Here is a 12,238-nt window from a genome sequence, read left to right as displayed (position 1 = left end):
AGCTTACTTTACAAACTGCTTCTCTTTTTCAGAGAAACTTTTAGATTGCAAAACAAAGTCTTTTAGATAATCTTTCAAAGCGCCATTTTGCTCTGCATAATGTGCTGTGATGAATTTTTTATCTTCTTTAATATTTTTTCTATAACCTGTAATTCCGGGAACATTTTCCTGAATACTCAATCGAATCATTCGGATCTCGATATTATTAGGTTCACTTTTTATAGTCGATTCCAAAAGTTTTGCACCTTCTTTAAAACGCGAAATTTTGTTTCCTAATACACTTTCAAATTTAGAATCTAATAAAATCGAAGCTGCTTTGTAAGCCACTAAAATTTTATCATCGTTATTTGAAACTCCGGAAAGTTTTTCGATAAATTCTTTAGAATTGTTTTCTGATTTTGTAACATCCGTATACATTTTGCGAATGGAAGCCAAATCTGGAATTCCGGCAAAATTTATCCATAAAAGTAATGACAATAGTAATTTCATAATTATAATTTTTTATACACATTACTCAATTTAAGAGCTGTGATATCGTTAAAATATGTGGTGTTTTTCACCTTTACCAAATCATCTTCTGTGGTTGTAATGTCAAGTTCTAAACGAAGTTCCGGATTTGTCTCCGGATTAATTAATGCCATGAATTTTACATTCGAAAGTGTTTGTATAATCAACGAACTTTTTGTGATTGACTCAGAAAGTTCCTTAATAATCTGAATCATGCAAACGCCCGGCATTATCGGGTTTCCAGGAAAATGACCTTTAAAAACCTCATGATTGGCATTAACTAATATACGAAAATTATATTTAGCATCGCCTGTTTTCTCCTCCGAAAGTACTTTGTAAAAGTCTTTTAAAATCATAATTTATTTATTTCACATCAAAGCAATAGGTAACTCCTATTTGAAAATTGACATTAGTATTATAGTCTCCAAAAAAATAATAGTCGTTAGAATTATTATGATAATAATCGCTGTCTAAAACATCAAAAAGACCTTTTTTAAATCGAATTTCAAAGCCAAGTCCGGAAGGCATTTTATAAGCAAGACCTGTAATAAACGAAAGATCATTATTAGTTTTTCTAAAAGCTAAATTATCGTTTAAAAGAACATCCAGAGCCGGTCCAAACTGTACTTCTAAACCTTGCCCAAATTTTAATTTGTTAATTAAATCAATCGATAAATAACTTATTTGTAAATCCTGATAAACAACTCTTTCTGTTTGCGTATTTGGGTCGATAAAGTTTCGGGCAACATTATTAGAACCTTGTCTGATATAATTTATTTCCGGCTGAAGCGAATAACGTTTCGATATGTTTATTTCTCCAAAACCACCAATGTAAAAATCCGGTCTGTAATTGGCATGAGTTTCTGAAATAGTCGACAAGCTCAAACCGCCTCTTAAACCAGGGTTAAAAGTTGCCTGAGCTTTTGATATGAAGATTCCGAGAAATAAAACAAAAGTTAATACAATTATTTGCTTCATTATTTTACTTTAAAAGTATAGCTGATTCCGATTTGAAAAACCTGATTCAGGATAACATCGTCATAATAGTAATCGTTATTATTATCAATTCCGTCATAACCATAAATATCTATCAATCCTTGTTTGATTCTGGCTTCAAAAGTTAATCCATTTGGCAATGTATAACCTACACCTCCCACAATGGCAAGGTCAAAACCTTCAGGATTTGTGTTTATATAGTTATCACCCACTTTAATATCTAAAGAAGGTCCTGCCAAAACATGAAAACCTTTTCCTCCAAAGTGATATTTTGCAACTGCGCCAAGTGTCAGGTAATTTAATTCATACTTTTCAGAATAATAGCGGCCGTTTTCAAAATATCTTCCTTCATCACCTTGTCTTGAATAGGTAATTTCAGGCTGAAGCGAAAAATATCGGTTAAATTTAATATCTACCAATCCTCCAACATAAAAATCAGTTTTAGAGCTATTATCATCAATATTGGTTAAAGTTGAGATATTTAAACCGCCTCTTAGTCCGGGACTTACTTTTACCTGTGCTTGTGATTTTACAAGACCGATACATAAAACGAATGCAATTAAGGTTATTTTTTTCATCTTTTGATTAGTTTAATTTTATGGTTAGTTTAAATTTTTTATTCTGATTTAAAATAATTTAGCTCAATTTTAAGCTTAATATTTTGATGAATAATCTGAATCTTCTCGGCAAAAATATTGTTTTCTGAATTGAAAAACAGTGTAAATTTTTCTTTTGTTTTAGAAGCGTGAATAATCTTCTCTAATTTTTGATCTTTTTTAGATGTAAAAATATAATTGTCACGTTTGCCATCTGCCGATTTATAAATGTCACTTGATTCGTTTTCAAATTGTTTCTGAATCAAATATTCCTTTTTTAGAAGTAATCGGAAATCTTCTTTTAAAGTATTAATTAAAATTTTTCGATCTAATTCTGAAACAATCGAATTAACTTTAAAATCATTTTCAGAGATTTCAAAATCCATTAATTTATTTCCGAATTCCGTTGTAAAAACAATTCTATGCGTCGTGTCATTTATTTTTTTGGCAATAAAAATTCCCGACAATTCGTTTCCGTAAACAGATATATTAGTTTTATAAACATAATCGGTTTTTGAATCAGAAAAATAAGGAACTGTATAAGACGTTTTGTCTAATTTTTTCGGCGTATAGTTTTTTGTGACCGAGCCGCAAGAAACCAATACAATTGCCAGAAAGCAATTAATTAGTAAAAACTGAATCGTCGATTTTTGCATTGATTACTTTATTTTTAAGTACGATTCGGGTATAATCCTCAGATGATTCTAATAATTTTACCTGAACCACAGTTGCTTCTTCTTTGTCAAAAGTCAGTTCAATCTGTTTGATATATTTTTTCAGCGTCGCATCTTTCGGAATAAATTTCGCCAGGTTTTGACCTTTTAATTTAAAATACGAAATCGTAAATTCTTTATCGTCAAACATGTTTCCGCTTACGCTTCCAACAATCAATTTATTAATTCGTGCAAAAATTTTACTGTTGCCAATATCAACCGCACTTTTCTTTCCTTCATCGTTAATCAGGATTTTTCCGTTTTTGAAAGTAATGCTGTAATTGTACGGTTTTTTATATTGCCATTGAAGTAAAGCAGGTTCTTTAAAAACCATTTTTCCCGAAGTTTCAATGTCTTTAGAAAGAAAATCTAAATGTTTATACTGAACAAAATCAGTACTTAAAGTTTTGATTTTTTTTGCCACGACATTTACATCTTGTTTAAAAGATGCAATTTCAGCATCGGTCATTTTTTGTTCCTGTGCCGATAAATTGAAACCGCCGATAATTAAAAATAAGAATAGATATATTTTAGTCTGCATAAGCTTTAAGATTCAAAAGTTCCTCAATCGAAATCACTTCATAATTGTTTTGCTGTAAAAATTGCAAAAACTGTTCCAATACCAAAACAGAGTGTTCGCCGGTATCGTGCAAAAGTACAATTCCGCCCGGAGAAACTCGTTTTTTAATTCGATTCAAAATCAATTCTACATTTGTTGTTCCTCCGTCTAGAGAACGAATATTCCAGCCAATTGTTTTGTGTCCGGTAATTTTTAAAGCTCTTCCAATCGATGGCGTCGTAACTCCGTAAGGCGGACGAAAGAAGTTTATTTTTTTGGAAGTGAATTTTTCTAGCAGCCTATCTGTTTTACGAAGTTCATCCGTTATTTTATCTTCATTATAAAAATCGAAAAATTTGGAATGAGAATAAGAATGATTTCCAACCAAATGACCTTCGACAATAATTTGTTTTACGATTTCAGGATGATTTTCGATATTTTTCCCAATGCAGAAAAATGTGGCTTTGGCATTATATTTTTTCAAAAGTGCTAAAACTTCCAAAGTAAATTCACTTGGACCATCATCAAAAGTTAAAGCAATTTTTTTCTCTGTTTCGAGTGGATTATTACAATAAGCTTTTACATGATAATTAGAAGAAATTCTCGAAGAACCAACAGCATTTATCCCGATCCAGATAAAAATTATAGCAAAAAAATACCACAGATTTATTGCCATATAAAGATTCAGAAGAAAGACTAAAAGCAATAAAAAGATAAAAAATATCGAGATGTTTTTATGCGTTATCATTTTGAAAGTAACGTAAAACTATGATTTTTTCCGTTTAATTGATTGTACAATAAAATGGTTTTGTAAACTGGTTTTGTAACCGAATTTACTTTTATAATTTCTGGGATTTCCTGTGTTTTTAAAATCTTCGAAGCCATCCAAAAAGCAAAAGCCGAAGCCGTGTCATATTCGCCGCTCAAATGTTTGTAATACAAAACAGGAGTTTTTGAAAACGAATTTTCAGCAAGATTTTTATAATAATTTTCGAAAGAAGCATTTCCGTCAAAACCTAAAATAAGCGCATCAACGTCTAAAATTTCTAAATTATTTGATTTTAAAAAAGATTTTATTTCAGTTTCTACTTCGTTTACTTCCAGTGTGTTTACGATTGCAATATCCAGAAGTTCGGCGTATGTATTTTCTTTTCTTTCATTTTCTAAAACAAAAAAACTAGCACCTTCTCCATAAACTGCGCCGCTTGTTGTAGAAGTTAAAACATCGTAAGGAGCAGAATTGTCTTTTTTAATACGTCCGTTTAATTTGAAAAGTGCAGTAGTGTAATCGCCATTTTCGTCAACACCACCAACTAATATTGAATTGGCTTCGTCTTCTTCAATCTGCATTTTAGCATCTAAAAGTGCCGATTCAAAAGAAACCGCACCATTTACATACGTAAAATTATAACCTTTACATTGCTGTAAAAGAGCAATTTGTGCGCCAACGGTATTATGAGTTGACTGAATAAAAGAAGTTGGCGTTAAAAACTCTTCTTTATTATCTAAAATGCTTTTTAGGAATTTTTCAGAATCTTCAATACAGCCTAAACCAGTTCCGGTAATAATGGCATCGACACTTTCAACATTAGCATCTTTCATGGCTAAAGCCGAAGCTACAATTCCGTTTTTTACGCCTTTTGCCATTCTGCGGCTTGCAGCCGGTGAAATATAATCTTTGTATGCCGGCGAAACAATTGCCAGTACATTTTCGTTATGATTGACAACAGCTTCTTCTAAAAAAACAGTATCAAATGTTTTTTGAGTCGAAATACAGCCTACTCCATTTATATATGTTTTTTTCATTAGCTTTTTGAAAATATAAGGGTTGAACAATTTCCTCCAAAACCAAAAGAATTAGATAAAACATGTTCGATGTTTTTATTTTTTAAAGTAGTCTGCGGAGTCAAATCGAATTCTTCCATCTGTGTTTCAAAATTCAAATTCGGATAAACCATATTATTCTGAATTGCCAAAACACTGTAAACCGCTTCAATTGCCGCAGCTGCCGCTAAAGTATGTCCTGTAAATGGTTTTGTAGAACTAAAATCCGGAACTTTTTCGTCTTCGTAAATTCTTCGCAAAGCTCTTCCTTCAGACAAATCGTTGTTTGGAGTTGCAGTTCCGTGAACGTTGATGTAATCAATTTCAGAAGGTTTTAGACCAGAAACTTGAAAAGCTTTTTTCATCGCCAGATAAGCGCCGTCTCCGTTTTCTGAAGAAGCCGTTTGGTGATAAGCATCATTTGCATTTCCGTAACCTGAAACTCTTGCCAAGACTTTTTTGTTTTGTTTGGTCACAATTTCATCCGATTCTAAAACCAAAAAAGCAGCAGCTTCTCCAAGATTTAATCCTTTTCTATTATTATCAAAAGGTTTGTTATAATCATCAGATAAAATCATTAAAGTCTTAAATCCGTTGATGGTGAATTTTGACAAAGCATCGGCTCCGCCCACAATTACGCGATCCAATTTTCCGGTTTTGATTAATCTTGCACCCAGCATAATCGAATTTGCTGCAGAGGAACAAGCCGTACTAATAGTAGAAACCATTCCTTTTAAACCTAATTCTTCGGCAATTTTATCGGCAACATCGCCGCCGTCGTGACAAGTGATATATTTTACCAATTCCGGTTTTTCGAAATAATCGTAATAATGTTTCTCTGTCATGTCCATTCCGCCCACACTTGTAGCCGAAATAAGTCCGGTTCTAAATTCATTTATATTGGTAATGCCTGCATTTTCAACAGCTTGTTTTGCTGCCAAAGTACCAATCATAGCGGTTCTCGAAAAATTATTATCATCGTTTAATTTCAGTTCGCTGATAAGCTCATCGTTGGTCTTTTTGATTTCACCCACTTTGATAACATCTGCATGAACCGTAGAAATATTGGAGATACGGGAAATCCCGATTTTATTTTCGATTAACGAATAAAAATTTTCCTCAACCGAATTCCCGATCGCGGAGATAATTCCCATTCCCGTTATTGCAACACCTTTTGCCATTTTAGATTTTAGAGTTTTGATTTTAGATTCTAGAACTTTGTCAAAGTTGACAGATTTTTTAAAACATTGCAGATTTTAGATTCCAATAGGAAATCTAAAATCTAAAGTCTAAAATCTACAATCTATTTCGTTCTGTTAGCGCTAATATAAGCTGCCATAGTCTCGATAGATTGGAAAATTGTTTTTCCTTCTTTCGGATCTACTAATTTAATTCCATAATCTTTATCTAAAATCACGATCAATTCAAGTGCATCAATCGAGTCTAAACCTAAACCATCTCCAAACAAAGGATCGTTATCAGCAATGTCTTCGATTGCGATATCTTCAAGGTTTAGAGTCGTGATAATTTTGTTTTTCAATTCTTCTTTTAATGCTTCCATGATTATTTATTGTATAATGTATTGATAGTTTCGTTTGTATATTTTGTGTTTTCTTCTTTGCTTATTGTGCACAGAAAAGCTTTATAATTGTCGTTAAAATATTCTACCCAGCCGCACAAAACCATATCTGCTTTATTCGTATTCAACAGAATATTAGAATAATTCGACATAAATTCCGTGTTAAAGGTGTCAAATATAAAGAAAGAATTTTCACTTTTCAGCTGATGACGGATACTTATTTCGCCCAGACAAATATTTGGCAGCGTATAAACGAAAACCGCCGGACTCGGAAAATAGTTTTCTTTGTCTGAAATAGATTCCTGATATTTCACATCGGTATCTAAACTTGACGATTTATTCGCCAAAACCAAAGCGATATTATGTTCTTTTTCTTCTGAAGTTATCGGACTCAAAAGCAATTCTGATCCTAAAAAAGCCAGTTTACTCAAAGCATCCATTTTAAAAAACTTTGGATACTGCATTTCAAAATTACGATAGGCTTGTTTGGAGAAATCAGCAAAATCTGTCGGTTCAATTTTGAAAACAGAAGTTCCGTTCAAAACAATTTCGTTGTTTTGTATTGTGATGTAAGATTGTATGTTGGTTTTGTTTTGAGTCATTTTATTAATTTAAGAAACCCAGGTTTGAACAATTTTTGCAATATGCCATTTACCGGATTTATTTTCAATTGTAATTTCAAATCCTCTTCCACATTTTCCGCCACCACATGAAGCAGTTGCTTCAATAATGCCTAAAGTTTTGTTTTTATTAAATTTAATATTAGAGATTTCGATTGTACCGACCGGCATTCCGCTTTTATAATCATGTACCTCCCAATGTAATTCGTCAGGAAATTTTGAGGTATATTGAAAATCAAATTTTTTATTGTTTTTAAAAGGCGTTAAATCGAATTTCTCATTTCTAATTTTGTTATTTACAACGTAATCATAAACACCAATTAAAATTCTGGTTGTATCTTTTTTAATACTATCTTCAAAATGCTCGTATTTTTTTAGTTCAGCGTGATATCCAATGGTGTCTTCTTTATTAGTTTTAAAATCTCTCTTAGGCATTGGAGGAGGAAGTACAATTCTCCTATCCATATAAATTGAATCTACAATTTCGACAAAGACACTATTCAAGACATCTTTTTCAAAATTAGATTCAGGTACTTCTTTCTTTTTACATGCAAAAGATGAGAGAAGAACTAGAGTTATAAATATGAATTTTGATAATTTCATAAAAACCTTATTGGCATAAATTTTTAATATCTTTTTTTAAACTAATTTGTGAAAAAAGAACGGGAAGATTAAACTTATGGCTTTCTTTTATCATTGTTAAATAAATATTGTTTTTATTTAAAATAAATATTCTACTTGTTTGATCTCTTGGATTAATGCTTTGATAATTATGACGATTATAAATTATCACATTTCCAGAATTTCTATATTTTTCAAAACCTTTTTTTTCGCAATATTCATTAATAAGTAATTTATTCTCTTCTGCATTGTATTTGCTGATAATTTTAGTTAGTTTTTTTTCAGTTGCTTTCCTATAAATTGTAAATGCACAAAAGAAACTAAAAATAAAAAGCAGATAAAATTCAATTCCAGTTTTTGAATAATCCCTATGATGGTTAAAATAAACTAAAAAAGGTGTTAGAAATCCCCAACTAAAAAACATATATATAGCTATTCTGTCAAACTTATCAAACCAACCTTCAGAATAAACCAATTTATTTTGTTCTATACTTTTTTTAATATTTAAGTTTTTTAAACTTCTCATTTTATCTTTTCAAAAACCACTGCCGTATTACAACCTCCAAATCCAGAAGCCGTTTTCAAAAAATATTCAATGTTCTTTTGTTGATTTTTTTCAATAACATTTACGGTTTCACTAACACCAATTTCATCAAAACCCTTTGATTCAAAAAGCATATTTTGATTCGCAGATTCAATCGCAATTACGGTTTCCAATAATCCCGAAGCGCCTAAAGTATGACCGTAAAATCCTTTTAAACTATTTACAGGAACATTTTGCAGCCCTAAACGATTTAAAGCAATGGCTTCCATTTCGTCATTATAAGGAGTTGCGGTTCCGTGTGCTGAAATATAATCTAATTTGTTGGCTTCGATTTGAGCTTCTTTTAAAGCATTCTGAATACTTCTAAACAAACCTTCACCCGTTCTTGACGGTCCAGAAATATGATTCGCATCGTTTATCGAACTGTCGCCGATCACTTTTATTTTGGCGTTTTTGGCTTCCGCCGAAACTAAAACTGCTGCCGTAGCTTCGCCTAAACTTACTCCGGTTCTGTTTTTAGAATACGGTTTACAAGGCAGTTCACTCATCGCCTGAAATGCATTAAAACCAGACAAAACAAATTCTGAAATTTCATCGCCAGCGACTACAAAAATGTTGTCGTAAAGTTCGGACTGAATCATTCTTTTAGCAATTGAAACGGCTAAAATTCCGGAAACACAGGCATTTGAAACTACGATTGGCTGTGTTTGGAATCCGAAGAAATCAGCAACGTTTTTAGCTAAAACATCTAAATGTGCGTTGTTGAAACTTTCGTCAGAATCATTTGCTAAAGCAGTTACATTTCCTTTTGTGGTAGAAAGTATAAAAGCTGTTTTTGCATTTAATTCAACTCCAGAATTTTTGATAATCGGCTCTAAAGCCAAAATCATCATTTTCTCTAAACGAGAATATTTGGTTTCAGTGCTGATTTTTGCAAAAGCACTATTTATTTTTTCCTCTTGAATAATCGAAGCATAAAATGAATTTGGCATTAAAGAAATGTCATTATGAAGCTGAATGCCGGAATCTCCGCGAAGAATCGCTTCAACGTTTGATTCGACATCAAAACCTAAAGGAGTAATGCAATTTGTTTCTGTAATGTATATTTCTTTTAACATTTTATGATTTTATTTCTGTGTGTTTTTTATGGCCCGCAGATTTTACAGATTAAGCGGATTTACACAGAGTATTTTATTTCTTTATTCGTGAAAATTAGTGCAATTTGTGTTTTATAATAGTAATCCAACTTTCTTTTTCCATTCTTCATAAAAAGGAGGATTCGTCAGCATTAAATTTCCTTCTTTATCTAAAAAAACCTGAACGGTTTCGCCTGTGCACGCAATTTCGCCTTTATCATCGATAATTTTAAAACGATAAATCATTTTGGCAGCGGGCGTATCAACGACCGTTGTTTCAATTGTTACGACATCGCCGTAACGCAACGATAATTTATGTTCGCAGGTTGATTTTACTATTGGCGTTGTATAGCCGGTTTTGGCAATATCTAAATACGTAAGTCCGTGCTGACGGCCAAACGCTTCGCGTCCATCTTCAAAATAAGTAATATAGTTTCCGTGCCAAACGATTCCAAGCGGATCAGTTTCGTTAAAACGAATTCTGATTTCGTGGGTAACGGTCAGGTTTGTAGCTTCGTTAAACTGCTCTTTTCTTTTTATCATAAAATAATGCGATGGCTGTGGTAAGAATAAAAAACAAAAATAATAAACTTATTTTTGGGATGATTTCCAGGAAAGAAACGTTTCTTAAAAGAACGTCGTAGAAAGCATCTAATCCCCAGTTCATTGGAGACGATTTGGCAATAATCTGCATGATTTTCGGCATAGCAAAAACGGGAACCCAGATTCCGCCAATTGCTGCTAAAATAATCACACTCGTTGCGCCAAACGGAGCCGATTGTTCCTGAGTACTTGCAATGGTTCCTAATAAAATTCCGAATCCAATGGCTGCGAAACCTGAAAATAAGGCAACGACACTCATTAAGGCTAAATGTCCTTCGATATTTAAAGACGGTAATCCGATCGATGGAAATAGGAAAACGGCAACAGCGACCATCATATAAAACTGAATCATGCAAATAATCGAGTAAGTGATTGTTTTGCCTATAATCACAATAAGATTAGAAACAGGATTGGTTCTTAATCTAACAAAAGTTCCCTGTGATTTTTCTTTTACAATATTGATAGACAACGGAATTACTATAAAAAATATCGCAAAAAGTGTCCACGCAGGAACGTTATGTTGTACCGAATTTGGACGAACTTCTTTATTGTTAATTTTCGGAATTATTTCTTTAAAAGAAATAAAGCTTTTCTGTTCAAAATCGGTACTTCCTTCTCCTAATTGTTTTTCGAAAGTAGTGTAAATCGATTTGGTTTCGATCTGCGAAATCATTTTGTCGATTGAACTCATGACCGCATTTTTGAAACTCATCTGAACCGCCGGATCAAAATACAGTTTTACTTCTTTTTCTTTAATTATTCGTTTCGGTTCACTTGCTGCCGTACTATCAGTCATGCCTAAACTGCTGACAATTTTTTCGACATTTTGATCTACTTTCGCCTGCAAATCAGAACTTAAATTTTTCGGAATTATAATGGCCAATTGAAATTTTCCTTTGTAAACATTTTCTCTGGCAACATCTTCGGTAATTGTTTTATTGTCGATTTGCGTTACCACGCTGAACAAATTACTTTTTTCTAAATTCTCAAAAACGGTTTTCGAAACAGAACCTTTGTCGTAATCTACCAATAAAATCGGAATTTTAGAATCGCTGACAGTTTTAAAAGTGCTGTCCTGAATTAACGTAACGGTAATAACCAAAACCAAAGGCATTATAAAAAGAATGATCAATCCGCCTAAATCGCGTTTAAGCAGTAAAAATTCTTTTACGATCGACATCCAAATTTTATATAGCATCTCTAAGATCTTTTCCGGTTAATGAAATAAAAACGTCTTCGAGATTGCGGGCATCTTCAACAGAATTAATTAAGGTTGAAGGTGTTCCTTTCGTATAAATCTGACCTCTGTCAATGATCGCAATTGTGCTGCAAAAATCCTCGGCTTCGGCCAAATGATGCGAAGTGTAAATAATAGAGGTTCCGTTTTGGTTCAACACTTTTAGATAATCTATAATAGCATTTTTAGATTGTACATCGACACCAACAGTTGGTTCATCTAAGAATAAAACTTTTGGGTTATGCAAAATTCCGGCAATTAAATTCACACGACGTTTCATACCGCCGGAAAAAGTTCCAACAGCTTTATCGGCAAATTTTAAAAGTCCTAAAAGATCCAGAGTTTCAATTACTTTATCTTTTAAATCAGAACCTTTTAAACCGTACATACTTCCAAAATAATGCAGGTTTTCTCTTGCCGTAAGAGTAGGATATAAGGCATATTCCTGAGGAACTACGCCTATAATTTTTTTAATTTTTGAAGAATGATGCTGATAGTCTAAGCCATCAATTGTAAAATGTCCCGAAGTTGGTTTTACCAATCCGCAGAGCATTGAAATTAAAGTTGTTTTTCCGGCACCATTTGGTCCTAATAAACCAAAAATTTCTCCTTCATTGATATCCAGCGAAACATTGTTCAAAGAATATTGATCTGCTTCTTTGTACTTTTTCGAAAGGGATTCTATTTTAATTATAGACTGCAA

General features: G+C 32.5%; 17 protein-coding genes. All 17 read right to left on the bottom strand.

The window, feature by feature from the left end:
- Positions 1-3: 3 nt before the first annotated feature.
- The 17 genes from BUC29_RS07770 to BUC29_RS07690 all read right to left on the bottom strand — a co-directional run bounded on the left by BUC29_RS07770 (position 4) and on the right by BUC29_RS07690 (position 12,238).
- Positions 4-489 (bottom strand): hypothetical protein, encoded by a 486-nt coding sequence (locus tag BUC29_RS07770; RefSeq protein WP_073415034.1) that lies wholly within the window; start codon positions 487-489, stop codon positions 4-6.
- Positions 490-491: 2 nt separating this feature from the next.
- On the bottom strand, positions 492-863 hold the full coding sequence (locus BUC29_RS07765; protein WP_073415031.1) for an ApeI family dehydratase: 372 nt from the start codon (positions 861-863) through the stop codon (positions 492-494).
- Between the two features lie 7 nt (positions 864-870).
- Positions 871-1,485, bottom strand: coding sequence for an outer membrane beta-barrel protein (locus BUC29_RS07760; protein WP_073415028.1), 615 nt, complete (start codon positions 1,483-1,485; stop codon positions 871-873).
- Positions 1,485-2,081 carry a porin family protein gene (locus BUC29_RS07755; RefSeq protein WP_073415025.1) on the bottom strand — a complete coding sequence of 199 codons (597 nt, stop codon included), beginning with the start codon at positions 2,079-2,081 and terminating at the stop codon, positions 1,485-1,487. The genes BUC29_RS07760 and BUC29_RS07755 overlap by 1 nt, the downstream gene beginning before the upstream one ends.
- A 38-nt stretch (positions 2,082-2,119) precedes the next feature.
- A complete protein-coding gene (locus BUC29_RS07750) occupies positions 2,120-2,755 on the bottom strand; it encodes a flexirubin biosynthesis protein LolB2 (RefSeq protein WP_073415023.1) in 636 nt (211 codons plus the stop codon).
- Complete coding sequence (locus tag BUC29_RS07745) at positions 2,721-3,353, bottom strand: flexirubin biosynthesis/transport protein LolA2 (protein ID WP_073415020.1); 633 nt, start codon at positions 3,351-3,353, stop codon at positions 2,721-2,723. The genes BUC29_RS07750 and BUC29_RS07745 overlap by 35 nt, the downstream gene beginning before the upstream one ends.
- Positions 3,343-4,047 carry a polysaccharide deacetylase family protein gene (locus tag BUC29_RS07740; protein ID WP_244160794.1) on the bottom strand — a complete coding sequence of 235 codons (705 nt, stop codon included), beginning with the start codon at positions 4,045-4,047 and terminating at the stop codon, positions 3,343-3,345. The genes BUC29_RS07745 and BUC29_RS07740 overlap by 11 nt, the downstream gene beginning before the upstream one ends.
- A 68-nt stretch (positions 4,048-4,115) precedes the next feature.
- Positions 4,116-5,177, bottom strand: coding sequence for a beta-ketoacyl synthase N-terminal-like domain-containing protein (locus BUC29_RS07735; RefSeq protein ID WP_073415015.1), 1,062 nt, complete (start codon positions 5,175-5,177; stop codon positions 4,116-4,118).
- Positions 5,177-6,376, bottom strand: coding sequence for a beta-ketoacyl-[acyl-carrier-protein] synthase family protein (locus BUC29_RS07730; protein ID WP_073415013.1), 1,200 nt, complete (start codon positions 6,374-6,376; stop codon positions 5,177-5,179). Before BUC29_RS07730 ends, BUC29_RS07735 begins: the two co-directional genes overlap by 1 nt.
- A 122-nt stretch (positions 6,377-6,498) precedes the next feature.
- On the bottom strand, positions 6,499-6,756 hold the full coding sequence (locus tag BUC29_RS07725; protein WP_017496902.1) for a phosphopantetheine-binding protein: 258 nt from the start codon (positions 6,754-6,756) through the stop codon (positions 6,499-6,501).
- 2 nt (positions 6,757-6,758) lie between these two features.
- Complete coding sequence (locus BUC29_RS07720) at positions 6,759-7,376, bottom strand: 3-oxoacyl-ACP synthase (protein WP_073415011.1); 618 nt, start codon at positions 7,374-7,376, stop codon at positions 6,759-6,761.
- A 9-nt stretch (positions 7,377-7,385) separates the two neighbouring features.
- Entirely contained in the window at positions 7,386-7,997 is a 612-nt protein-coding gene (locus BUC29_RS07715; RefSeq protein ID WP_139260443.1) for a hypothetical protein, read from the bottom strand.
- A gap of 7 nt (positions 7,998-8,004) precedes the next feature.
- On the bottom strand, positions 8,005-8,541 hold the full coding sequence (locus BUC29_RS07710; RefSeq protein WP_073415007.1) for a hypothetical protein: 537 nt from the start codon (positions 8,539-8,541) through the stop codon (positions 8,005-8,007).
- Positions 8,538-9,677, bottom strand: coding sequence for a beta-ketoacyl-[acyl-carrier-protein] synthase family protein (locus BUC29_RS07705; protein WP_073415005.1), 1,140 nt, complete (start codon positions 9,675-9,677; stop codon positions 8,538-8,540). The genes BUC29_RS07710 and BUC29_RS07705 overlap by 4 nt, the downstream gene beginning before the upstream one ends.
- Positions 9,678-9,788: 111 nt before the next feature.
- Positions 9,789-10,238 carry an acyl-CoA thioesterase gene (locus BUC29_RS07700; protein WP_073415003.1) on the bottom strand — a complete coding sequence of 150 codons (450 nt, stop codon included), beginning with the start codon at positions 10,236-10,238 and terminating at the stop codon, positions 9,789-9,791.
- Positions 10,213-11,496, bottom strand: coding sequence for an ABC transporter permease (locus BUC29_RS07695; RefSeq protein ID WP_073415001.1), 1,284 nt, complete (start codon positions 11,494-11,496; stop codon positions 10,213-10,215). The genes BUC29_RS07700 and BUC29_RS07695 overlap by 26 nt, the downstream gene beginning before the upstream one ends.
- Entirely contained in the window at positions 11,486-12,238 is a 753-nt protein-coding gene (locus tag BUC29_RS07690; RefSeq protein ID WP_073414999.1) for an ABC transporter ATP-binding protein, read from the bottom strand. Before BUC29_RS07690 ends, BUC29_RS07695 begins: the two co-directional genes overlap by 11 nt.

This window comes from Flavobacterium defluvii, from assembly GCF_900129555.1.
GTDB classification, from domain to species: Bacteria; Bacteroidota; Bacteroidia; order Flavobacteriales; family Flavobacteriaceae; genus Flavobacterium; species Flavobacterium defluvii.
The sequence above is the reverse complement of the archived record's forward strand: the minus strand, read 5'-3'. Positions and strand labels throughout refer to the sequence as shown.